The 21,078-nt window shown below is 57.4% G+C and carries 23 protein-coding genes and 5 pseudogenes; 14 read left to right on the forward strand and 14 right to left on the reverse strand.

The window, feature by feature from the left end; translation table 11 throughout:
• Positions 1-174: 174 nt before the first annotated feature.
• Entirely contained in the window at positions 175-750 is a 576-nt protein-coding gene (locus NKI68_RS21990) for a plastocyanin/azurin family copper-binding protein (RefSeq protein WP_254547288.1), read from the forward strand.
• Positions 751-853: 103 nt separating this feature from the next.
• On the forward strand, positions 854-1,630 hold the full coding sequence (locus NKI68_RS21995; RefSeq protein WP_254547289.1) for a DUF7260 family protein: 777 nt from the start codon (positions 854-856) through the stop codon (positions 1,628-1,630).
• An 11-nt stretch (positions 1,631-1,641) separates the two neighbouring features.
• Here the strand turns inward: NKI68_RS21995 and NKI68_RS22000 are convergent.
• A pseudogene (locus NKI68_RS22000) lies at positions 1,642-1,953 on the reverse strand (nitric-oxide reductase large subunit); the annotation flags it as partial.
• A gap of 152 nt (positions 1,954-2,105) precedes the next feature.
• The gene (locus NKI68_RS22005) at positions 2,106-2,786 is read right to left on the reverse strand and encodes an IS6 family transposase (RefSeq protein WP_254547290.1); all 681 of its coding nucleotides are present in this window, start codon (positions 2,784-2,786) and stop codon (positions 2,106-2,108) included.
• 58 nt (positions 2,787-2,844) lie between these two features.
• On the opposite strand from NKI68_RS22005, the pseudogene NKI68_RS22010 reads away from it, so the two are divergent.
• Positions 2,845-2,997: pseudogene (locus NKI68_RS22010) on the forward strand (integrase core domain-containing protein); the annotation flags it as partial.
• A gap of 75 nt (positions 2,998-3,072) precedes the next feature.
• Here NKI68_RS22010 and NKI68_RS22015 read toward each other — a convergent pair.
• Together NKI68_RS22015 and NKI68_RS22020 are read right to left on the reverse strand one after the other, a co-directional pair.
• A complete protein-coding gene (locus NKI68_RS22015; RefSeq protein ID WP_254547291.1) occupies positions 3,073-3,468 on the reverse strand; it encodes a DsbA family protein in 396 nt (131 codons plus the stop codon).
• 650 nt (positions 3,469-4,118) lie between these two features.
• On the reverse strand, positions 4,119-4,655 hold the full coding sequence (locus NKI68_RS22020) for a COX15/CtaA family protein (RefSeq protein ID WP_254547292.1): 537 nt from the start codon (positions 4,653-4,655) through the stop codon (positions 4,119-4,121).
• A 179-nt stretch (positions 4,656-4,834) separates the two neighbouring features.
• Here NKI68_RS22020 and NKI68_RS22025 point away from each other — a divergent pair, with 179 nt between their 5' ends.
• The 4 genes from NKI68_RS22025 (at position 4,835) to NKI68_RS22040 (ending at position 6,846) form a co-directional block, all read left to right on the forward strand.
• Complete coding sequence (locus NKI68_RS22025) at positions 4,835-5,806, forward strand: transcription initiation factor IIB (RefSeq protein ID WP_254547293.1); 972 nt, start codon at positions 4,835-4,837, stop codon at positions 5,804-5,806.
• Positions 5,806-6,096: a helix-turn-helix domain-containing protein gene (locus NKI68_RS22030; RefSeq protein ID WP_254547294.1), complete on the forward strand. Its 291-nt coding sequence runs from the start codon at positions 5,806-5,808 to the stop codon at positions 6,094-6,096. Before NKI68_RS22025 ends, NKI68_RS22030 begins: the two co-directional genes overlap by 1 nt.
• A gap of 94 nt (positions 6,097-6,190) precedes the next feature.
• Positions 6,191-6,568 carry a winged helix-turn-helix domain-containing protein gene (locus tag NKI68_RS22035; RefSeq protein WP_254547295.1) on the forward strand — a complete coding sequence of 126 codons (378 nt, stop codon included), beginning with the start codon at positions 6,191-6,193 and terminating at the stop codon, positions 6,566-6,568.
• Positions 6,565-6,846, forward strand: coding sequence for a DUF7521 family protein (locus NKI68_RS22040; protein ID WP_254547296.1), 282 nt, complete (start codon positions 6,565-6,567; stop codon positions 6,844-6,846). Before NKI68_RS22035 ends, NKI68_RS22040 begins: the two co-directional genes overlap by 4 nt.
• A 526-nt stretch (positions 6,847-7,372) precedes the next feature.
• Here the strand turns inward: NKI68_RS22040 and NKI68_RS22045 are convergent.
• From NKI68_RS22045 to NKI68_RS22065, 5 genes are all read right to left on the reverse strand, one after another.
• Positions 7,373-8,302, reverse strand: a complete 930-nt coding sequence (locus NKI68_RS22045; RefSeq protein ID WP_254547297.1) for a cation diffusion facilitator family transporter — start codon at positions 8,300-8,302, stop codon at positions 7,373-7,375.
• A 47-nt stretch (positions 8,303-8,349) separates the two neighbouring features.
• Positions 8,350-8,784, reverse strand: coding sequence for a DUF7996 family protein (locus tag NKI68_RS22050; protein ID WP_254547298.1), 435 nt, complete (start codon positions 8,782-8,784; stop codon positions 8,350-8,352).
• 12 nt (positions 8,785-8,796) lie between these two features.
• Positions 8,797-11,448 carry a heavy metal translocating P-type ATPase gene (locus NKI68_RS22055; protein WP_254547299.1) on the reverse strand — a complete coding sequence of 884 codons (2,652 nt, stop codon included), beginning with the start codon at positions 11,446-11,448 and terminating at the stop codon, positions 8,797-8,799.
• A gap of 137 nt (positions 11,449-11,585) precedes the next feature.
• Positions 11,586-11,774, reverse strand: coding sequence for a DUF7333 family protein (locus NKI68_RS22060; RefSeq protein ID WP_254547300.1), 189 nt, complete (start codon positions 11,772-11,774; stop codon positions 11,586-11,588).
• 24 nt (positions 11,775-11,798) lie between these two features.
• A complete protein-coding gene (locus tag NKI68_RS22065) occupies positions 11,799-12,203 on the reverse strand; it encodes a DUF7541 family protein (RefSeq protein ID WP_254547301.1) in 405 nt (134 codons plus the stop codon).
• 212 nt (positions 12,204-12,415) lie between these two features.
• Between NKI68_RS22065 and NKI68_RS24010 the strand changes: the two genes are divergently transcribed.
• From NKI68_RS24010 to NKI68_RS22070, 3 genes and pseudogenes are all read left to right on the forward strand, one after another.
• Complete coding sequence (locus NKI68_RS24010) at positions 12,416-12,676, forward strand: DUF7520 family protein (protein ID WP_438267828.1); 261 nt, start codon at positions 12,416-12,418, stop codon at positions 12,674-12,676.
• A gap of 333 nt (positions 12,677-13,009) precedes the next feature.
• Positions 13,010-13,120: pseudogene (locus NKI68_RS24060) on the forward strand (DUF7410 domain-containing protein); the annotation flags it as partial.
• A 94-nt stretch (positions 13,121-13,214) separates the two neighbouring features.
• Positions 13,215-13,610, forward strand: a pseudogene (locus NKI68_RS22070) (hypothetical protein); the annotation flags it as partial.
• 84 nt (positions 13,611-13,694) lie between these two features.
• Here the strand turns inward: NKI68_RS22070 and NKI68_RS22075 are convergent.
• The 3 genes from NKI68_RS22075 to NKI68_RS22085 all read right to left on the reverse strand — a co-directional run bounded on the left by NKI68_RS22075 (position 13,695) and on the right by NKI68_RS22085 (position 17,363).
• The gene (locus NKI68_RS22075; RefSeq protein ID WP_254547302.1) at positions 13,695-14,762 is read right to left on the reverse strand and encodes an iron transporter; all 1,068 of its coding nucleotides are present in this window, start codon (positions 14,760-14,762) and stop codon (positions 13,695-13,697) included.
• Positions 14,763-15,010: 248 nt separating this feature from the next.
• Entirely contained in the window at positions 15,011-16,072 is a 1,062-nt protein-coding gene (locus NKI68_RS22080; RefSeq protein WP_254547303.1) for an iron transporter, read from the reverse strand.
• Positions 16,059-17,363 carry a DUF7405 family protein gene (locus tag NKI68_RS22085; RefSeq protein WP_254547304.1) on the reverse strand — a complete coding sequence of 435 codons (1,305 nt, stop codon included), beginning with the start codon at positions 17,361-17,363 and terminating at the stop codon, positions 16,059-16,061. Before NKI68_RS22085 ends, NKI68_RS22080 begins: the two co-directional genes overlap by 14 nt.
• Before the next feature lie 582 nt (positions 17,364-17,945).
• Between NKI68_RS22085 and NKI68_RS22090 the strand changes: the two genes are divergently transcribed.
• Positions 17,946-18,245, forward strand: a complete 300-nt coding sequence (locus NKI68_RS22090) for a helix-turn-helix transcriptional regulator (RefSeq protein WP_254547305.1) — start codon at positions 17,946-17,948, stop codon at positions 18,243-18,245.
• A gap of 361 nt (positions 18,246-18,606) precedes the next feature.
• Here the strand turns inward: NKI68_RS22090 and NKI68_RS22095 are convergent, their stop codons facing one another.
• Entirely contained in the window at positions 18,607-18,813 is a 207-nt protein-coding gene (locus NKI68_RS22095) for a homing endonuclease associated repeat-containing protein (RefSeq protein WP_254547306.1), read from the reverse strand.
• A 152-nt stretch (positions 18,814-18,965) separates the two neighbouring features.
• Here NKI68_RS22095 and NKI68_RS22100 point away from each other — a divergent pair, with 152 nt between their 5' ends.
• From NKI68_RS22100 to NKI68_RS22110, 3 genes and pseudogenes are all read left to right on the forward strand, one after another.
• Positions 18,966-19,259 (forward strand): hypothetical protein, encoded by a 294-nt coding sequence (locus NKI68_RS22100; RefSeq protein ID WP_254547307.1) that lies wholly within the window; start codon positions 18,966-18,968, stop codon positions 19,257-19,259.
• A 91-nt stretch (positions 19,260-19,350) separates the two neighbouring features.
• Positions 19,351-19,539: pseudogene (locus tag NKI68_RS22105) on the forward strand (SDR family oxidoreductase); the annotation flags it as partial.
• A 665-nt stretch (positions 19,540-20,204) separates the two neighbouring features.
• Positions 20,205-20,606, forward strand: coding sequence for a hypothetical protein (locus tag NKI68_RS22110; RefSeq protein WP_254547308.1), 402 nt, complete (start codon positions 20,205-20,207; stop codon positions 20,604-20,606).
• A gap of 61 nt (positions 20,607-20,667) precedes the next feature.
• On the opposite strand, the gene NKI68_RS22115 is transcribed toward NKI68_RS22110, so the two are convergent.
• Positions 20,668-20,910: a hypothetical protein gene (locus tag NKI68_RS22115; RefSeq protein ID WP_254547309.1), complete on the reverse strand. Its 243-nt coding sequence runs from the start codon at positions 20,908-20,910 to the stop codon at positions 20,668-20,670.
• Positions 20,911-21,078: the final 168 nt, after the last annotated feature.

The raw sequence follows: 21,078 nt of genomic DNA on the forward strand, positions 1-21,078 counted from the left end.
CGAATATTTCTATGGGTCTGACCGATGATCCGCAGACCAAGTGAAAAATGGGGCTTTGTCGGACGGAATGCCATCACTCTAACTTTGCGGCTTCAGTACGTCAAATGAGGGCGGTGTCCTATGTATTGGGAATCCGCGTTATCCCCTTATGCTGGGGCCTTTGATAAGAGAAATATGGAGCGCCGACAGCTGCTCAAGACAGCCGGGATTCTCGCAACAGGTGGCATAACCAGTCTCGCAGGCTGTAGTAGCTCAGGGAATGGTGATGAGGGTGGCGGTGAGCCGACCACGACAGAGACACAGGAGACCGGTGGTTCGGGCGGCTCCAAGGTAGGTTCGAATACGGTTATGATGGTTACCGAGGGCAGCGAGTATTATTTCGACCCGATCGGCCTGTTCGTCGAATCCGGAGACACGGTCACGTTCGAGATCAAGAGCGGGAGCCACTCGGCGACCGCCTACAAGAAAGGGAACGGTCCAGCGTCGGTCACTCGGATTCCAGAGGGTGCGGACGCGTTCAACAGCGAGATTCTAAGCGAACAGGGGGCGACGTACGAGCACACGTTTGAAACCACAGGTACATACGATTACTTCTGTATTCCACACAAGACCCTGGGGATGGTCGGCCGGATCGTCGTCGGCGACCCCGGTGGCCCTGCCGAAGGGAGTATGCCGCCGGACGGAGACGTTCCCGAGAGTCAGACCATCGTCGACCAAGGGAGCGTCTCGTACAGCGAGTTCTCCGGGTAGATGAGGTAGTCGCGAGCGCAGTTACCGGCACACGCCTCACCCCGAAGCCGATGGCCGAAATTGGCCGTACCACTGACACAATCCATGAGCCGCTACACTGGCCATGACCACCGGAGAACCTTCTTGGCCGACGCATCTAGATGCTGCCCTCGAAAGCGTTCGGCGAGAGCGACGCGAGGTTGAACGCGAGTGCCAGGCCTTCCGGCGGTTTCGCAAGCGTACCCAGCGTCTCGAAACAACCACGCCACAGATCGAACAGCCATCTGGTGGGGTGTATCAGCGGTTCTCATCTGCGCAGCAGTCTGTCCGTGACGTGACCGAGCCTTGTTATCGGGAGACCGTCATGGCAGTCGATCACTACGACGATGTTTACGATGATTCGTTTGAGGCGAGCATCAGTGCCGAATTTGGGGCCGATGTTCTGCTCTTGATTTCGGAAGCGACATCGTTTTCATCATTTATCAAACACCGACTTCTTGATGCCGCTCAGCGGTGTATCGATAGCCGTCAGATCTTTTTGGAAACCCTCGAGAACGAATTTGCGACGCTCACGGATGCGCAGTCCACAACCCAGACGATCCGAGACACGGTTGTCGATATCGACGACGAAGACTTACAGGGCCTTTCGGCCACCCAATTGACCAGCCGCCACGAAACACTTCAATCGCTGACCCGGGACTGTGAGGAGTGGCTTCAACGACGACAGGAGCAGCTCCATGTCCGCCGATCTGAGCGGTCGTCAGGTGACCATGACTACACGACTCTCTGCTCGTACCTATACGAACCTTTGGACGTTGACCATCCAGTATTAGCTACCTTTGTCGAAGTGATAGAAATCCTCCGTCGGCACGAGGAACACATCCTTCGCCTGTTGGGTTAGTCATCGTCTTCTCAGAAGACGCGTTCCGAGATGCTCCGTGATGCGGGCGCCTCATCAGGTGTCATGACGGAGCGGAGCGCGAACCGCTTCTGGACCACATCGTATGCGAACACGAGCGTCCCAAGAATGAGGAGCGTGTCGCCAGGGAACCGCGCCCAGAACAGGAGTTGGACGAGTTCGCGATTGTAGAACGCGAGGCTCCGGGCGGCGTCATATCCCTGAGTGAAGGCGACCTCGAGTTGGAGGAAGCCGACCGGGAGAACGGAGACGAATACCATCACCGCCAAGCCAGCGTTCCAGAGCCAGAACGCCCCGGAGCCGTCGCTCGACCTACTGGCCACGACGGTCACCACGAAATCGTGAGACTACGCCCTATCAATAATATGCTACGCAAGTGTATCTATAAAAAGAACAGAAAGAGGGCCACGCGATCCAACGTTTCAATCGAGCAAAAGATTCGATGCGTGGGCACTGTCTAGTTCTGCACCACCTCAATCAGCGTCTTTCCATCGAGAGCTTGGTGCGGTTTCTGACGGTTATAGTAGTGCATAAATCGTTCAAGCCACTCGCGGACACTCGATCGACTGCCCACCCACGAGGTATGGAAGCGGTCGATCCGCATTTTGAGCGTGTGAAACCATTTCTCAATGGGGTTTCGGTCGGTATAGTCGAACCGACCGCTCAATCCTAATCGAGAAAGGGCAGTCCGATAGCCGAACTGATCGACGAGGAACGTAGCATCCGAGAGATCGTGTTTCTCGCGGAGACCATGCAGAAACGCCGCCGCCGGATCAGTGCCATGTCGTCCGAACAACGCGACACCAAGAATCAGATTGGTGTCGAGGTCTATTGCAGCGCACAACCAAGACCATTCGCTGTTGATCGTGACAGCGGTCTCGTCGACGGCGACCCGCTTCGGCTGCGCCTCAGGCGGGTCGTGGCGGCTGTCAGCCAGCGGATCCATCCAGTTCCAAACCGCGCCGTGAGAGCGTTCAACGCCCAGTTCAGCGAAAACCGTTGTTGTTTCTCTGAGCGAACAACCGGCTTGGTGGAGGCGGACAGCGAACGCCCTGACGGGCGTCGCCGTCCCCTCACGCTCCCAACATTCAAGATTCGCCGTCTCCAACGTCTCTCTGAGCAGTTCTTGGTTGAGCATAGACACCGAAACCAACGAACTGCTCGCTTTTCAAGCTGGCTTAACTAGACAGTGCCCACTCAAAATGTGTGTCGACCGCTTCCATAATTCGTGGGTGGGCAGTCGGTCAAGCGTACGCGAATGGATTGAATAGTACGTACATTACTATAACCAGCAGAGACCGCACCAATCGCTCGATGGACGAACGCCAACCGACGAGGTGCTAAACTAGACAGTGCCTTCATGGCTGACGTTCAGGTTCGACGAGGTTCGATCCAGCTGCATCTTCGATCAACTGTCTTGTTCGCTATTCGTTTCTGAGTGGATTGACCGTCGTGCCATCGATGAGGAGCGTGGGTGTGGCGTCGACACCGGCATCGCTCGCAGCCCTGTCAGTCGCCCGAAGCGCGTCGTCGTACTGGTTTTCTTGGATTGCCGTGCGGATCGACGCTGTCTCGGAGATACCTGCGGCCTGAGCAAACTCGACCAGTCTCTCGGCGGTCGCCCACAGGTCGCTCTCGGGTGGCTGATTCTGGAACACGTATTCGTGGAACGCCCAGTACGAGGCTGGGTCGGTGTTCCAGACGGCTAATCCGGCCTGACTGGCTGCGGGTGCATCGGGGCCTAAAAACGGGTCGCCATCAATATACGCGAGATTGCGGAACTCGAGCGCGATTGTTCCAGGTTCCACGTAGTCTGTCACGAGTTATGAGAGCATCCCCGTACTGAACTGGGCGCAGTACGGGCACTTCCAGCTCCCGAAGTACGTGACCGTGGCATCGACATCAGCGGATCCCATCGTCGCATACCGGAATTCGCCCGGCGTTTCAGAAATTGGAGCAGTCGTGACGGCACCCGCATCACCTCCAGCATTCGTGCCGCCATCCGGTTCAGTACCCGTATTGTTAGAGAGAGCGGTGGCGCCGATCACGAGACCGGCAGTGGCGGTACCACCACCGGCGAGGAGAAGTTGTCGGCGGGTCAGTCCTCCGACAGCAGCTCCGAAACCTCCCTCGGAGAACCGTTCTGAGAACGTAGGCGAATCGACGGCTGTATCAGCCCGTTTGTAGTCCACACGTGAGAGGTCCGTCGGGATGCGCGGTGAGCCAGTGCGTGTAGAGCGCTTGGTCGTCCTCACATTCCTCGCCACAGTAGTGGCACGCTCCGTGTACATCCCACGTATGATCGCGAACGGAGCCCGCGGCACTGAACTCCTCCTCACAGACCGGACCGGTATTTGGCACCATTCTTAGATTCCGTCTTGGATAGTGGCTCTCTTAGGTTCATCAATTGAAACGTCTTCGGAGTCGTCCGGTGACTTCTAGCCACCATGGTCATCTTGCGCACCCGAGTTCATGGTACTTGCCCGTACCGCATTCTTTCTCGGCCTGAAAGCCAGCCGGTGAGGAATGTGGTTAGCAGGCAGAGCAGAATGAGCGTCGCGACGCCGAGGTGCGTGGTCACGATGAATGGTTGGAGGTTTTCCGTCACCGTTAGTCCGCCGAGGAGTACCTGTATCGGAAGGAGAAGTAGCGCTCCCGTCCCTGACCACGTGACGAGACGATTGTTGGGAAACGCAAGCCACGCTCCAATCGTCGTCCCCAAGATGAGGAAGCCGGCTGTCATCGCCAGTCCACGGTGTGCCCACTCCGCGAAGATCTGGAGTGCGGAATACGAAGAATTGGCAATGATCTCGGGATGGAGAAAGGGAACCCATGTTCCGTAGCACGTCGGCCAGTCTGGGCAGGATAATCCCGCGCCGATTGCACTCGTGTATGCGCCGAGGAGCATCACAGCATAGGTTACGACGAGTGTGGCCCCCGTTAGATGCACATAGGAGACCGGGAACTCCCGAAAGCCGTATCGAACTCGCGTGATGATCGATGACACCTGCATAGTATCTCGAAGTAAGCCGTGCGTTGTTGCCGTGTTCTCTTCCTTCGTCCGTATTCGATAAACCGTATCGGCGGATTCCTAATTGTTGGGAATCCGCCCCGTACTCTTCTGGCGTCTGCACGTACCTTTGCTAGAGAGACCCATTCGAGGCCAACGATGCAGGTCCTGAATCCATGACCAACACGAAACTAACCCTCGATAACGGCCGCAAAGATGAACGACAATCGACCGCCGAGTCCCAGCAGCGATCATCCTGTCCGGAGTGTGGCGGCAAGGTCGTCCACGACGAGGAACACGGTGAACAAACCTGTGAAGAGTGTGGCCTCGTGCTCGACGACGCGTCTATTGACCGGGGACCGGAGTGGCGGGCGTTCTATAGCGACGAAGAAGACGAGAAGAGCCGCGTCGGGGCGCCGACGACACAGCTCATGCACGACAAGGGGCTCAGTACGACGATCAGCTGGCAGGATAAAGACGCCTACGGCCAGTCGGTATCCAATCGCAAGCGAGCCCGCCTGCAGCGTCTTCGTACGTGGGACGAACGGTTCCGGACGAAAGACGCCCACGAGCGGAATCTCAAGCAAGCACTCGGCGAAATCAGTCGGATGGCATCTGCCCTCGACGTCCCAGACCCAGTTCGGGAGACAGCAGGGGCGATCTATCGGCGGGCAGTCAAGGACGATCTCCTTCCCGGTCGGTCGATCGAAGGTATGGCGACGGCGTCGCTGTACGCTGCAGCCCGACAGCACGGGACGCCACGGCCGCTCTCGGAGTTCGCCGAAGTCAGTCGCGTGGAAAAGATCCGTATCCAGCGGGCCTATCGATATGCATCCCGGGAACTCGGATTAGAAATCGAACCTGCCGATCCACTAGAGTATGTTCCGCAGTTCGCGTCAGCACTGGACGTGAGTGACGAGGCGACACGCCAAGCACGAGACTTGCTTACGACGGCAATGGAAGCGGGTGCCCATAGTGGGAAGAGTCCTGCAGGCCTTGCTGCGGCCGCGATCTACGCCGCGACGCACCTCACGAATGAGCAGTTGACACAGGAAACAGTCAGCAAAGCGGCCCACGTGAGCAAGGTGACGATTCGGAATCGCTACCAAGAACTGCTCGACGTCTACGCCGAGGAGGGCTATGCGTGATGAGCGATCCAGCGCAGCGACGCCGAGAGAAATCAACTGCGAACATGCGAGCAGAAGAAATAATGAGTGAACTCAACCGCGAAACCGACCGAGAGATTCTCGACATTCTCGTCACGAACGCACCGCTCCGTGTGATGGATATCGCCAAAATTGCGGATCGCCATCCGATCACGGTCGATCAGACCTGCGCTCGGCTACATGAGCAAGGACACATCTCTCCACTCGGACGAGGGCTCTATGATGTTACTGACGACGGAATACGACACCTTGAGAATATTGATGGCACATGAGTTCGCGAGGAATTTCTCACTTCCGCTGAAATCTCACGTAGTCAGATGAGTCTGAATCGGATTGTATATCCCGCGTATCTCCCAAACTCAGATAATGGTGAGCGATCCAGCGTCATCTCGGGACTCTCCCTCGTTGCAAGACGTCCTCGATGCGTTGGATGACGCCGACTGTCGGGCCATCCTCCGAGAAACAGCTGAACCTATGACCGCAAACGAACTCATCGACGCCTGTGACATCCCCAAATCGACGTTGTACCGAAAACTGGAGCTCCTCAGTGAGGCCTCGCTCGTCCGTGAACAGGACATAATCAACCCTGGTGGAGGCCGAACCACGAAATACAAACGCGACTTCGATGACGTAACGATCTCAATGGACGACGAGGATAACTTCTCGGTGACGGTCGAACGACCACCACGGAAAGCTGACGAACGCCTCGCCGACATCTGGTCGAAGATGGGAGACGAACTATGACGTGGACCGGCACTGCAATCGTCGTCGTGAAGACGGTGATACTGCTGCTGGGGAGCGGTATCACGTTTATCGCCTACAAAGCTTATCGGCGGACTGGGGCCGCTTCACTCCGCGCTCTCGGTGTCGGATTCGGAATTATCACGTTCGGGGCGCTACTGGCAGGTATTGCGAATCAAATTCTCTCCGTCTCTCTCGAGATGGGTGTCTTGATCAATAGCATTCTCGTCGCGATCGGACTCGCGATCATCCTGTATTCACTCTATCTCGAACGCGAGTGAAGCACCGAATCGGGCCGTCGCTCAGTATTCCCGACTCGGACCCAAGTAACAAACAGATTTACCCGAGGCGAACGAATTCGGTAATATGACCGACGCAGGTACGTCCTATCCGGTCGATACGAAGGCGTTGGGAATGGCTGTCGGGACGTTCTAGTCGGCAGCCGTCGTATTCATCGGCATTCGTTCGTATTTCAGTTGGGGAGAACGATGGGAGCGACTGTTCGAGGACTTGTATCCCGGGTACAATACCGGACTGTAGGTCTCGCTACCAGAGCAGTCTGGGCCTTCTGTGACGGATTTGTCGATGCGTACGTCATCGAAACGCTGTACAACCGATTCGCTACCGAACCGTAGTTCGGGCGCTCTCTACGAGGACACGTAGCCGACTCCAAGTCGTTTCGGCAAGCAACGAGTACAGTTCTTCGTGCCCTCGTTTCGTCCCGCGGCCAACACGAATGGCGACCACATCGTCCTGAGTTTCGTCGAGTACATCGTACAATTCCGGGGCAGGTGCTCTAGTCATTGGTCAATGCGTGTGCCCCGTTCGATCAGCGTGTGTCGCGTCCGAGGTGAGGGATTCCGTCAGCTCGATCGTCGCATGGTCGATGCCTCGCTCTGTCAGGCTGGCATGTACACGGGATCGAATGGCCTCACGCTCCTCGATCGTGGTCGCCAAATCGACGAGACGCACCGTCCCAACGGTAAGCTGGCTGCACACCTGCCAGACGTGGAGATCGTCGACGCGCTCGACGCCATCGATCCCTGTGAGTTCGTTCCGCAGATCGGTCGGATCGATCGGGCTCCGTTCGAGGAGAATCGTCGTGCTTTCGCGGAGCACCTTCCCGGCCGACCACAGAATTAGCACTCCGATGAGGACCGCTGCAGCGGGGTCAGCCACGGGAAGATCCAACACCGCCACGGCTAGTGTCGAAATGATGACTGCAACCGATCCACTGGCGTCACCGAGCAGGTGATAGAACGCACCGCGTTCATTGAGACTCATTTCACCGCCCTGGAGGATATAGACCGAGCCGATATTGACGAGCAGGCCGCCAGTCGCAACGACGAGCGTCAGTACCGGATCGATATCGACCGGATTGAGAAACCGCTGGTATGACTCCCAGAGGATGTACCCGACCATCGGCAAGAGGAGGATGCCGTTAAGGAAGGCGGCGACCGGCTCGAGTCGATGTAGCCCGTAGGACCACGCCTCGCCGCCCTCGAAGCGTTCGGCGGTATAGCTTGCGCCGAACGCCATCGCATACGCGAGCATGTCGAACAGCATGTGGAGCGCGTCGCTAATGAGGGCGACCGACCCGAACAGGAGCCCGCCAGCCAACTCCACGACGAAGCCGACGAAGTTGACGACGGCGACGAGTGCTAATCGTCGCGTACTCCCATCTGAATTGGGAGTCGGTTCAGCCTCGGCGCCGTGGTCGTGATCGGAGAGGGACATGGTAACTCGAAGAGGGTTTCGGAGAGCAGTCAGTACTGTGGTTTAGTCTACCCAGCGTCTGCTGTTGGATCGGTTTCGGTCGACCGCTCCTTGGTCGCATCCGGTCGTTTAGTGTCTGTCGCAGCATCTGATCCTGAATTGGATGCTTCTTCGTCGATCGATTCTTCATCCTCATCTGCAGAGGCATCCTCAGCGTCTGTATCGGGGAGGGACGTGTCGTGGCCGGACGACCCGATGAGATCGAGAGGACGAATCCAGATGAACCACACGACGAAAACGGTCGTCCCGTACCCTACGATCCAGACGAGATCTGCTATGCCCGACAGGTTCGATGTTTCCAAGAAGTAGACGACAAGACCTGGCGTGATCAGGCCCACGAGAACGACGAAGAAAAACAGTTGATACGACGATAGACCGAACGGGTACTGGCGGTACTCGGCCTCGCCTCCGCCGTCGTCGCTCGAATTAGATGATTGACCCATTACTTTAGATGCTCACGAATTGACAGCGTCAGACTCGCCACCCGTCTTCGGTTTGATGCGGGAGAGCCGCATCGCGTTGCCGGTCACACCGACCGTCATACCGGCGTCCCCCGCGAGGACGGCCAACCAGATGGGCACGTATCCAAACGGGACGGCCAGGGCGAGGCCGGCCTTGACCGCCAGACTCGCCCAGATGTTCTGGCGGATGACGCCGTTTGCGTCGTTCGCGAGTTCGTAGAGGTAGGGAAGTTTCGCGAGGTCGTCGCCCATCAGGGCGATGTCAGCCGTTTCGAGGGCCGTGTCCGTCCCGGCGGCGCCCATTGCGACGCCGACCGTGGCGGTGGCGAGGGCGGGCGCGTCGTTGATGCCGTCGCCGACCATCGCCACGCCGTCGTACTCGTCGACGAGCTCGTCGATGGCATCGACCTTCTCCTCGGGGAGGAGTTCCGCCCGGTAGTCGTCGACGCCGACCTGCTCGGCGATCGCTCGTGCGGTCCGCTCGTTGTCGCCCGTGAGCATCACCGTCCGCTTGACGCCGAGCTCTTTCATTCGGCGCACCGCGTGCTTGGCCTCGGGCCGGACTTCGTCGGCGACGCCGATGATCCCCTCGAGTTCGTCCTCGGTGCCGACGAGGACGACGGTCTTGCCCTCCGCCTGGAGGTCAGGCACCGTGTCCTCGAGGAGGTCGAGGCAGTTGTTGCGTTCGCACAGTTGCTGTGCAGTTTGGGTGACGACGCCACCATCAGTCGTCGCGTGGACGTGCGAGAGGTCGAAGCCGAGCTCCTCGAAGAGACCAGGCTTGCCGGCGAAGTGGGGCGTTCCGTCGAGGTCGGCGCGGACACCCTTGCCTGTGATGCTCTCGAACTCCTCGATTTCCCGCTCGGCGACGCCAGCTGCGCCTGCCTCCGCGACGATGGCTTCGCCGATGGGATGCTCACTGCGCTGTTCGAGTCCCCGGGCACACCGGAGGACGTCGTCCTCAGTGTTGCCATTCAGCGGAACGACATTGGTGACGGTGAGCTCACCCTTCGTCAGGGTTCCTGTCTTGTCGAACGCGACGACGTCGACCGCACCCATCGCCTCTAGATGGTTGCCGCCCTTGATGAGGACGCCGTTCTTCGCGGCGCTCGTGATCCCGGAGACGACGGAAACAGGCGTCGAGATGACGAACGCGCACGGACAGGCGAGTACGAGCAGCGTCAGGCCGTAGACGACGGCCGTCGACCACGTCGTCCCCATGATGTAGGGACTGCCTAGGGTGACGAGGACGGCGAACGCGACGACGACCGGCGTGTAGTACGCCGAGAAGCGCTCGACGAACTGCTCGCGTTCAGTCTTGTTCGCCTGCGCGTCCTCGACCATCTCGACGATGCGGGAGAGCGTGTTGTCGCCTGCCTCCGAAGTGACCTCCACTTCCAGGTAGCCCTCCTCGTTAATCGTGCCGGCGTACACCTCGTCACCCTCCGTCTTGTCGACGGGCACGCTCTCGCCCGTGATGGGGGCCTGGTTCACCGCGCTCTCGCCGTCGACGACGTCACCGTCCATTGGGATCTTCTCTCCAGGTCTGACGACCACGATGTCACCGACCGCAACTTCGTCGACTGGGATCGTCTCCTCGGTTCCGTTCCGTTTAACGGTCGCCTCGTCCGGGGAGAGGTCCATCAGCTCCTGCAGCGAGTTGCGTGCACGATCCATCGAGGAGCGCTCAAGGAGTTCCGCGATGCTGAAGAGGAACGCGAGCGTGGCGGCTTCGAAGTAGAGGGCTTCGCCGAACGCGAGGCTCGCGACGAGCGCCCCGAGGATGGCGATCGACATCAGGAAGTCAATATCGAGATTCAGATTGCGGGCGGAGTAGTAGCCATTCCGGAGGATTTCCTGGCCGCCAATGGCGATGGCGATCAGGAATAGCACGTCTGCGACAAGGAGTTCACTCCCGAGGAGGCTCGCGACCTGGGCGTTCTGTCCGAGGAGGGCGAATTCGAAGAGGAGTCCGAGTGCGACGAAGCCACCGCTGATCCACGTCTTGATTGCACGTGGACTCATCCAGATACTCTCCTGTGTATCGAGATCGTCGCTGCCTCCAGCGCCATCAGCGGTTGTGTTTGTGACCTCGTAGCCCGCACTCTCGATGGCAGAGACAATATCAGACTCAGTCACGGTCGTCGAGTCGTACGTGACAGCAACCTTCCCGGTCGTGGGCTGCGGATCAGTCATCGACACGCCGGCGAGGCCGTCAAGCGCATTCTCAACCTTGCCAGCACACGAGGGACAGTCCATCTCCGGAACGGTGAACTTCGCCGTGATCTCTCCGGAATTTTCGACGCTGTACCCTGCTTTCTCAACGCGGTCGGCGATGGCATCTGCCGTCGTCTGGTCGTCCTCGTAGGAAACGGTGAGCGTCCCCGTCGTCACCTGTGGGTCGACGTCGTTGATTCCGTCGATCTTCCGGATGCTGTTCTCGACTTTCCCGGCACAGGACGGGCAGTCCATTTCGGGGACCGAGAACTGTGCGACGTCACCCTCGTCTATTGTCGTCGAGTTCGGTTTGTCGTCTCCGTGACCATGATCGTGGTCGTGATTGTGACTGTGATCATGGTCATGGTCATGATCGTGCGAGTGGGATCCCTCACAAGAGCCGTGTGAATCCCTGTTTGACGAGGTCATTGACGAACGCTAGGCTATCGGGTTTTATTAAATTGGCTGCTATGAAACGGCCCATAACTAGCTACAGTTAACAAAAATTCAGGACTTAGTTATTAACTATCCATTCCCGGCGCTTGACTATGCTTTCGAGAGTTCGATCAGCTGTGGCTCGCTCGATATTCGCCGTGTTTGACTCCGATGACGACCGACAGCACGCCGAACACCAAGAGGCCGACGCTAACCATCGCAACAGTACTCGTACTCATGGGACTCATCGCCGTACCGCCAACGATGACGGCGAATAGGATGATGAAAGCGATCGCAGTCGTTGTGGTATTGAACTTCATGTATGGCTACTCCGTAGTGTAGTCTCAATCGGATGTCGCTTCTGATGACTCAGTTATCGAGGGCGTCTCTTGAGTACGTGTCCGAACGAATCCCGCCCAAAGGAGTACGCCCAGAAGACAGAGGCCCCCGGCGATGACGATTGACTGTCCACGAACCGTCGTTCCGGTCTGGTTCTGAACTATCAACGCGATCCCGATCCCGATTAGCGCGAGTCCTTGGGAACCAGCTGCCAGTGTGGGTCGAGAGATGTATCCTGACTCCGTGAGGATCCCAGTAACCGACCCCACGAACAACAGAAGCCCCGCGACAGACACGGGTCGAAGCCCGAGGACGACGCCGACTTCCGAGATCGCCAAGCCAAGTGCAACGAAGAGCGGCCACGGACTCCCTCCTGTGTACGAGGAACTGGTGTCGGATTCTTCGCTCATAGATAAGTGGAGATCAATGTCTCACCTATCAATGGTGCCTGTTGGTTGCGACTTCTGATTCGGTCGACCATTATCGGACATACGGCTACGAATACAATAATCCGACTGCTACTAGATGGGGCGGTTCTACCAAAATATGCTATTTCTGCCGCCATTAGTTAATAACACAGTTCGAACAGAGGGTTCTTACGCTACGTGACTTGCCTAAAGGCATGGGAGATGCCGTACACACACGGAGTGGTAAGCGGGTCTTTGGGGCAGTCGTCCTCATCAGAATCATAGTCGGCGCTGTGCTCGGATTGATTATCGGAACAAGTTCGAAGATTCAGCATCTCTCGGTCGGTGATATCGTGCTCTTTCGCCCGACACCGACGAGTATGGCGCTCTATGGGGCAACAGCTGCTACCGTGGGACTCACGGTGCTTCTTGGTATCGTGATTGGTCTCTCTCGATCTGACCAATCAGCGGCCTGATTCTCCGTCATACCTTGGGTTACTGTCGCGTGGTTTTATACGGCTACACTGTCACCGCTTTTCCATGTGCATCTACTGCGACGCCTACGAAGAAGAACCCCGTGAGGGGGTAGAGTCAGACCTCAGCTGAACACAATCGCTCTGATAGAGATGCAACAGTCCAGCCGTCAAACGGAATTCTTGCGCAGATTCGTTCCTCAGTAGCGGGCCTGTTCTAATTGACAGTCTCCGTATGGTGGCGACGTCCAGTGGTTCGATAGTGGGTGGAGAGGTTCGAACTAGAACGATTTCAAATACGAGCCCGCTAGCTCTTCCTAACAGCTACTGATCGTGATGTCGCAAATACGGACTACCATACCTAGGACTGAAAGACCCGCAGGCGCGTGTGAGTATTGCGGGCAGCCGTTTCCAACCAGCGAGCGTCTCGTGCTCCACAAGGGGGTAGACCATTACCAGCAGTTCGATGACTCCGAACGAGAGGCATTCGAGGCGGCATACACAAGCGAGGAGGATGACCTCCGAGCCCTCCTCACGACACAGAACTGGTACCTACATCACCGCTCGGACGATTGCGTTTCAGTTTGCGCCACCACTCCTCGCGATTACAGCTGGATATCACCTAGCTCACTATGCCGGACTACTTGTGTCCCTCAGCCCGGCACTGATGATGGCACTCACCTCACCACTGTCCCCACCAGCGAATCTGCTGGTTCTTTCTGTACCGTCTTGGTTTGAGGGACTAGGTATCGCGTTCGTGCTCATCGGGCATCTCCTTGCGATCTGGGCGGCGCACGCGGTTGTGTACGATCTTTTTTCTAATCGGCTCGTCGCGATTCAGAGCCAGTACCCGTTCGTCGCGGTGATGATCGGATACACGGTTATTAGCCTCTGGATCATCTCCCTCCCTGGAGCAATTCCACTATACCTGTCCTAATTGCCGCTGAAACTTGCTTTCGAGTTTGCTCGCTGATACCCAACCAAGATAGGTGAGTTCGAACGTTCGGGTAGATCCAAATTTTCACACAGTGAACTCGATTGGTGGCATATCGAGAAAGGCAGTCTCGTATCCGTCGTGTCGTGCGAGCTGGGGCGGCGTCTGTACGGTAATCGTGACTGAGTCGCCTACCTTGATCTTCGGAATGGACGTCCCGTAATAACAGCTAATCTCTGGATCGAGTGATGCCCGAAGCGGTCCCTGAAAAACCGTTTTCTGTCCGCGTTCCACGGTCGCCGAGAGCGCCATCCGGGGGAGAACGACACGATTGTACGGCGTTCGCGGTGAGACGATCATGTACGGACGATCACCATCTCCAAAGCGAGTTCCCGCCTCGACAACGGAGACAAAGAAGGTCGCGTCACCAGAGGAACCGTCACCGATCAGTCGACCGGGAAGATTGCCCTTCCGTGGCGCCAGGGGTTCGGGCATCATTTGCATCTCCATCAGGTCGACAGTTCCTCGAGTCCCTGCCTTCTCTCCCAACCGTCGATACTCGAGATTGTACGTTTCACTCGTATCGAAGGTGAAGCTCATCGTCGCCGATTGTGCCTCCGTGAATCGGCCTTCGAACGGCTCCGTTCGATCGGTCTGAAGCGGCCCGACGCGAAGGGTAACGTCATACTGTCCCTCCCCCGGAAGTCCGACGTTGTCTCCGTAGTGAAAGCCCATGTTTGGCGAGATCATCGGCCACAAATTGGTGCTGGTTACCTGGCCGTCGGCGTTGCTGATCTCCGCGGAGATATCGATCGGCAGGATCGTGTTCGTCTCCACGTCCCAGACGCTCGCCATGAGATGGAGGGAATCACTGGATCGAACGACGACCTTCGTCTTGTTCGTCCCAGTTAGGTTCCAGAACCGGTGCGGGAACGAGTGCATCAGTGCAAATCCGACATCGCCGGCTGTCGTCGTCCCGTACATCCCCATCCCTTCGACAATCGCCGGATAATAGACGGCATCAGGCCTGTTCTGAACGAGCGGGGGATCCCGCCACGCAGATTGTGTCTCGAAGCCGAGACTGCTGAGACAGCCTGCAGTCATCAGTCCGCCTGTAATGGCGACACTCTGTTTCAATACCGTTCGTCGATTCATATTATGACCACCTATTGACTAAGTGGAAGTGAGCATCGACACTGGCCGGCTTCTCCTCAGAGTCCTCTTGTTGGTTCGCTATGTGGGTAGCTACGTGGTGTCCAGTGGACATGCGAATCTCTCTACGCCAATCGTACCACGAAACCCGTGAGTACCAGCAGCGTGACGACTCCGAGAAGGGCGCCCAGCACGAGGTGTTTCTCTTCCATATCATAGCTTGCGAATACGCATCCAAATACTCCGTGGAATTAGAGCGATAGCTGCAGTTCGGGCATATCGACGAACGTAGTCTCATAGCCCTCGTGTCGAGCAGTCTGTGGAGGTGACTCGACAGTGATTGTAATTTCATCACCTGACTGGATGTCCGAGACAACGGCGCCGTAGTGATACTGTAGCTCAGGATCGATCGTCGCCTGTAGAATTCCGTCAAATACCGATGCACCGTTTCGTTTCAATGCCCCCGATAGCGACATCATCGGGAGCATCGTGCGATTATAGGGTGTGCGTGGTGATACTGCAAGATAGCGCTGGTTCGAGTCACCTCCGAACCGGGATGCACCGTCGAGCACCGTCACCACGAATTTCGCATCCCCGCTCGTCGCAGCGCCACGAACGTCACCAGAAAGTGCCTCGGGCGTTGGAACCTGCGAACTCGGCAGCCTCTGCATGTCCATCAGCTCGATAGCTCCCTTCGTCCCCTCCTTGTCTTCAGGGATATCAGTGTACGAGATCTCGTTGAGCGTCGATTCGCTGAACTCGAACTCGAACGAAAAAGTTGCGTTCCCCTGATTCTCGGCTAGTGCCCCAGTTCGGCGTGTTGACGGCCCGCTGATGCTTACATCGACCGTATATGTCCCGTCACCCTGGAGTTGCGCGTTGTCCCCGAAGTGAAACCCCATCGGCTGGGACAGCATCGGCCACGGTGCAAATTGGTCTACCGACTCGCCGCCCCGTGTGATCTCCACCTGCGGATTGATATCCGGTGGGATTAGGCCGGTCTCTGCATCCCAGACGATTGGCATCAGATGTACCGAGTCGTCGGGCTGGATGTCGACCTTCGTGATACCGTTCGGTTTCATCAGCCAGAACCGATGAGCGTACGAGTAGGTGAGTGCGCACTTGTAGCCACTCTGCTCATTCATTCCCAGCATTTTCATCCCCTCGTAGTGGGTCGGATAATAGACTGCATCTGGCCGATTCTCCGGGAGGGGTGGCGCTCGCGCTGATCGCGTCTCAAACAATCCCGTACACCCTGCGAGACCGACGAGAGATGTCCCTCCGATCATCCGAAGGGCGTCACGACGACGCATGCGCCACCTCTTGGCGGTCACCAGGCGGGTTTGCAGGAGGAAGCGCTCGTAACGAGCGGGGAGGGACGAGATAGTTGCCGCGGCGCTCTGTCCGAATGTACTGGAGAATGCCGTTATTGTTTCGTTGACCCACCGCAGATTGCTCGGCGACATCCGTCCCGTTCATCGCCTCTCGCGTCTTCACGAAATCACCAATTTCGCGCTGGAGGGCGAGAAAGTGAAGGCCCGCCTGATCGCCATCAGTTGAGTTGAAGTCCCGTCGGAGAATGAGCGGCTGATCGTTCTCACGAACTGCTGCTGACTTCTGCGAATGTCCGACGACGCCCATCTCACGCGCTGTCTCCGTCGTCGGTCCACAGTCGTCGATCTTGCTACTGTCACCGAGATTATCCCCCGCCCCTTCGATAATGTCGTTCTCTGCGTGATACGGGCAGAACATCTTCGCCTCACGTTGCCAGCGGTCGTCCTGATTGTACCACTGGTTGAGATTTAGCTGGAGCTTCGAGATGTGCTGTGTCGTCCCGCCGACAAACGGCCCCGACTGAATCGTGACGCGATCCTCACTGGCCTGGTTCTTCTCGAACCCGGATTTGAATCCCATGAACAACGGAGCATCCTCGGGCACTTTGTCCGCGGGAACGCCTTCGGCGTCGTCCGCGTTCTCGGCCGGGAGCCCGTCCCCAATGAATCCCGTCCGTCGGTCGACCACCTTGAACACGTCCGTGAGCGATGCATCGGGTTGATCGACACCATTGAGTGTCGATTGGTTCCCTTTGAGGGCTTCTTCGGTACCCAATACCACCTGAGCATGGTTACTCGCTATGTGAACGACTGCGTCCGGCGTGTCGAGTTCGGGGTCCTCGAATGGAGCCAGCGCCTCAGGGCTCGGGAGATCGACACTCTGCGGCAGCGCACCATCGAAGCGGTCGAAATACGCCCGCGAGTAACTCACCGTCATCAACAGCCCGTTTCCGCTTCGCTCGTACGCGTGTTCGACACCTTCGACCGCGGTTTCGATCGTCGTCCGGTCCTCCTCAGTCGGTTGACCACGTTGCCTGTAGTTCAGGTATAGAAGGACACGATGGCGAGGGGCGACGACATTCCCGTGGTCATCTGTAGGGAGGACATTGTTCCAGGCGTGCTGGCGCTCGGGGAACGAGGATAGGTCGTCCGGGCCGGTTGGGACATCAAGCTCCTCGCGTCCCAAACACGCGCTGAACGCCGCCGCACCACCGATTGCGACAGCTGATCTCAGGAACGACCTCCGTGGAATTCTACGACTATCGGTCATTACGTCCGAGTTAGAACGTCCGCCAAAAAGCGGTTCTGGTCGAGATCTAGAATCCCAGCGCGCCTCCAACTCAACCGTTGGCGGATTCTCAAAAAGGACAACCGAGCGTTAGGCGGACGACCAAACTAGTTGACAAGGTCGCTCAAATCGCCACAGTATCCGTTACAACACGAGGGTGCTGCCTTTCTCAAGATGATCACAGCCCCTATCTCTATGATGGGGCCAGCCATTCAGGCTGTGATAGATGTCCGCACACTGACTCTATTCCCAGCACTCCCCGTCGATCGAAGGAGACTCCCGAGAGATACGGGTTTGACACATTGTTCCAGCCGGGTACGCAATGTAAATGCTCATAAAGGGACCAGCACCGAGACCCACTACGTTCGTTCGTCTGCAGTCGGTGCGTCCCTGATGATGAACGCTGGCTGTGTTCTAGCCAGGGTTGAGGACGGCATAAGACATCTCATTATCTGCCTTCAGAATATACCTCCAACTAAATCAAATGAATTTTTAAATTTGACACTGATATAAAGACGCGCATCATTTCCAAACCTCCGAGGTTGTGATACAGAGTGATTAGACATGACACTATTAGAGCTCACTGGGCTTCAGCGTGACCCGTTGCGCGTGATCGCAGGCTTCGATCGGCCTTCCGGCCAACAGACCAAGAGTGAATTAGAAACAGAGATGGGTCGTGAAATCACCCATGGGCGATTGTATCCGAATCTTGATACGCTCGTCAATCGCGGATACGTTGAAAAGGGCCAACTCGACCGCCGCACCAACTGGTATGCGCTCTCAGGCCAGGACCGGGAGGCCCTTTCTGCACGCCACGAGTGGGAAGACGACTACCTGCCCTTCGAAATACCGACCCCCTGGTAATCACCCCCTTAGCCGGCTCCTCGGTGTACCACAGACTTGATTATGGGCAGTCAGTACTGCCAGAGTACGTCCTAACTGCCCCAGAGTGGTTTCAAACGGCCGGTCTCATTTTCACACTGCTCATCGAGACGGGATGACCGGTTGTCCGATATCACGGTACGGGATGCTACCGTCAGAAGCACCCCATATATTCCAACCCATACAGTCCCGATTCGATCAGAACAGCCTAACTAGCAGCCAGCAGATGCCCCAGTGGGGCTGCCGTAGCTCAGAACCCCAGAGGGCGCGGCGACCGACTACATCCCACGATGAATGACGACGCCCCCTCTCCACCTGTGTCTGGGCGACGGCACTCGAGAGCTTACTGAGCGTCAGCGGGCAACCGACCCGTCTCGCACCACTCTCGATAGGCGGTTTCGACGTAGCGCCAGTTCCCATCGAAGCGCTTGTAGTAGGTGTTGACGCTGTGGGCGCCATCACGAATCACGTCGTTAGCGCGCGGGAGCCGGCCGAGGTCGTCTTCGAGGCGCTTGAGGTCGAGGAACAGGTCGAGTATCGTCAAGGCCATCACGTACGTTCCGTAGTGGATGGACAATAGAAATACGTAGTGGCTACATGCAATGAACAGATCGGTGAGCGAAATAAACCTGCCGAGAGACACTCTCGACCTCGAGGCGCGATAGTACAAAGTGTTATCACGACACATGAAAAAAGGGGGCTATGGAGCGCGGGACGGAGTGCGAGGAGCGCGCCATCCGCCAGCGCTGGCAGACGCTCGAGCATCAGCGCCGACAGGCCGACCGCCTCGCCCTCGGGATCGGCCTCCTGCTGGTCGGCGTGGTGAGCACCTCGCTCGGCCTGCTCGCGCCCCTGCAGGCGTGTATTGTGGGCGGGACGCGGACGCTCGACTGTGCGCCCGCGCTTGTAATGCCGACGATCCAACTCGGCTTCATCGTCGGTGGGAGTGTGATGGGCTGCGTCGGCGTCATCCTGTGCTGGCGTGCGCTTCGATAGTGCACACGCAGTCGCCCTCGACTATGTACCACCAATCGACCTGAATTGATGTGTGAGTGTTCGAGCCTTCAGCAGTGCGAATCCCGTGAAGATGACGACGGAGGACGTGCCCATCTTCGGCAGTGAGGATGAGGACGCGTTCATGCAGACGATCCCGATGCGCCAGGGAGGGCCCCCGGAAGATGTGGCAAAGGCTGCGCTCTTTCTCGCGAGTGATCTAGCGGGCTATGTGAACGGTGAGTCACTCGTGCTAGACGGGGGGATGACGAACACGCAGTAGTTGCTGGCGTATACGTCGATGGTCTACACTCTCTGGGTGACTATGTGGGACCCGCGAGTATGCGTGCCTACAGAGGATCACGACCCTACCGAGAATCGTTGGCCTCCACGAAACGATGCATCATGGCCGTGGTCTCTCGGAGGGATGGTTGGTAATGAACTGGACTGTGGTGTTCTCGCCCGCTGCATTCCTCTGCCGCTGTTTCGTAGCGTTGACTGATGATGTTCGTACTGCCACACTCGGGACACTGCGTCATCGTCCTGAGCGGTGGTACCTTGACTCGATCCCAGGCACGATCCCCAGCGGGGGCTTCGAAGCCACACCGCAGACAACGCGGCGATGTCACGTCAGGGATTGACATAGGCACCGACAGACAGCGTCCGCCGCCAACATAGAGGTTTTCCTCGACAGAAGCACACGGTCTTCACACAGAGAGAAGAGAAACCCGACTATCGAGCATTGCATCGGAGGAATAGTTCGGTCTCCGTCACCGAACATCAGTCTCATCGAGACGCAGAGCAGATCGAACGCGATCATTCACACGTCAACTCGTTCTGTGGCCATCCCACCGCTCAAGAGGCGACGATGACGAATCGACACCACCGACGAGGACGCAACCTACTCCAGAAACACTGTTATGTGGGTGGCTCGCCTACAAGTACGGTATGCCCACGTTTGACGTGGAGCCGACGACGATCCACGTCTTTGAGATCGACGATACCTACCACTTTGCACAGTTTTTCGACGATTGGGAGCTCTTTAACCAACTCAAGCAGTATTATAACCGCGAGAAATACCGCTTTGACGTCCCCAGCGACGAGGTCAAGCACGTCCAAGAACTCCTCGAACCATTCTACTACGAGTTGGAGGTTGTCGAGGAGTTCGAGGCGTACTGCGTCGTCAAAAAACAGTATACGAACCACGCAGCGATCCTGAAACAGTCAGTCGAACACTGGACACGCGACGGTCACCATTTCTTTCTGATGAAGGATCCTCAAGCAGTCGAGTTCGCGGTCGAACAGGGGGCAACCCCAATCACGGATACCGAGTTCGTCCTCGACAGCTGAGGGCGAATTATCGATGTCGCATTATCGAGTCACCCGAGCGACGGGAGAGATCGTCGATCCGTTACTCCTCGGCTGCCGCTGGCTCAGTGACGAATAGCTCCTCGTCGACCATGTAGAGGTAGCCGCGGTCGATCAGCCGCTGGAGCGCGTACTCCGCGTCGACTGCTTCGATCCCCTCAGCGACAATAACGTCCGTTGCGGTCTCTCTCGACAGCCCACCCTCCTCACGCTGGATACGTGCGCTGAGCGTCCGGTAGATGGTAAGTATCCAGTCAGGCAGGGGCGGGCGGTCATCGCGATACATCCACTACGCTCTTGGCTCTCCGAGCGTGTTAACAAGCTAGCGTCGCAGGTAGCCGGTCATCGTCCTCGGAGTGGACTGCATATCTCATCTCCTCTACCTGGGTGGCCGTTACCCGTCAATGTGTGGATTTCTCGTACCGTATGTCGAGAGCAAGGGATCATTCTCTGA

Origin of the sequence: Halomarina pelagica (assembly GCF_024228315.1) — an archaeon.
In the GTDB taxonomy this organism is placed as follows: domain Archaea; phylum Halobacteriota; class Halobacteria; order Halobacteriales; family Haloarculaceae; genus Halomarina; species Halomarina pelagica.

What these genes read in the sequence shown, in the direction of transcription:
- NKI68_RS21990 (WP_254547288.1), top strand. Translation starts at nt 175, where the DNA reads ATGGAGCGCCGACAGCTGCTCAAGACAGCCGGGATTCTCGCAACAGGT.
- NKI68_RS21995 (WP_254547289.1), top strand. Translation starts at nt 854, where the DNA reads ATGACCACCGGAGAACCTTCTTGGCCGACGCATCTAGATGCTGCCCTC.
- NKI68_RS22005 (WP_254547290.1), bottom strand. Translation starts at nt 2,786, where the DNA reads ATGCTCAACCAAGAACTGCTCAGAGAGACGTTGGAGACGGCGAATCTT.
- NKI68_RS22025 (WP_254547293.1), top strand. Translation starts at nt 4,835, where the DNA reads ATGACCAACACGAAACTAACCCTCGATAACGGCCGCAAAGATGAACGA.
- NKI68_RS22030 (WP_254547294.1), top strand. Translation starts at nt 5,806, where the DNA reads ATGAGCGATCCAGCGCAGCGACGCCGAGAGAAATCAACTGCGAACATG.
- NKI68_RS22035 (WP_254547295.1), top strand. Translation starts at nt 6,191, where the DNA reads ATGGTGAGCGATCCAGCGTCATCTCGGGACTCTCCCTCGTTGCAAGAC.
- NKI68_RS22040 (WP_254547296.1), top strand. Translation starts at nt 6,565, where the DNA reads ATGACGTGGACCGGCACTGCAATCGTCGTCGTGAAGACGGTGATACTG.
- NKI68_RS22045 (WP_254547297.1), bottom strand. Translation starts at nt 8,302, where the DNA reads ATGTCCCTCTCCGATCACGACCACGGCGCCGAGGCTGAACCGACTCCC.
- NKI68_RS22050 (WP_254547298.1), bottom strand. Translation starts at nt 8,784, where the DNA reads ATGGGTCAATCATCTAATTCGAGCGACGACGGCGGAGGCGAGGCCGAG.
- NKI68_RS22055 (WP_254547299.1), bottom strand. Translation starts at nt 11,448, where the DNA reads ATGACCTCGTCAAACAGGGATTCACACGGCTCTTGTGAGGGATCCCAC.
- NKI68_RS22060 (WP_254547300.1), bottom strand. Translation starts at nt 11,774, where the DNA reads ATGAAGTTCAATACCACAACGACTGCGATCGCTTTCATCATCCTATTC.
- NKI68_RS22065 (WP_254547301.1), bottom strand. Translation starts at nt 12,203, where the DNA reads ATGAGCGAAGAATCCGACACCAGTTCCTCGTACACAGGAGGGAGTCCG.
- NKI68_RS24010 (WP_438267828.1), top strand. Translation starts at nt 12,416, where the DNA reads ATGGGAGATGCCGTACACACACGGAGTGGTAAGCGGGTCTTTGGGGCA.
- NKI68_RS22075 (WP_254547302.1), bottom strand. Translation starts at nt 14,762, where the DNA reads ATGAATCGACGAACGGTATTGAAACAGAGTGTCGCCATTACAGGCGGA.
- NKI68_RS22080 (WP_254547303.1), bottom strand. Translation starts at nt 16,072, where the DNA reads ATGCGTCGTCGTGACGCCCTTCGGATGATCGGAGGGACATCTCTCGTC.
- NKI68_RS22085 (WP_254547304.1), bottom strand. Translation starts at nt 17,363, where the DNA reads ATGACCGATAGTCGTAGAATTCCACGGAGGTCGTTCCTGAGATCAGCT.
- NKI68_RS22090 (WP_254547305.1), top strand. Translation starts at nt 17,946, where the DNA reads ATGACACTATTAGAGCTCACTGGGCTTCAGCGTGACCCGTTGCGCGTG.
- NKI68_RS22095 (WP_254547306.1), bottom strand. Translation starts at nt 18,813, where the DNA reads ATGGCCTTGACGATACTCGACCTGTTCCTCGACCTCAAGCGCCTCGAA.
- NKI68_RS22100 (WP_254547307.1), top strand. Translation starts at nt 18,966, where the DNA reads ATGGAGCGCGGGACGGAGTGCGAGGAGCGCGCCATCCGCCAGCGCTGG.
- NKI68_RS22110 (WP_254547308.1), top strand. Translation starts at nt 20,205, where the DNA reads ATGCCCACGTTTGACGTGGAGCCGACGACGATCCACGTCTTTGAGATC.
- NKI68_RS22115 (WP_254547309.1), bottom strand. Translation starts at nt 20,910, where the DNA reads ATGTATCGCGATGACCGCCCGCCCCTGCCTGACTGGATACTTACCATC.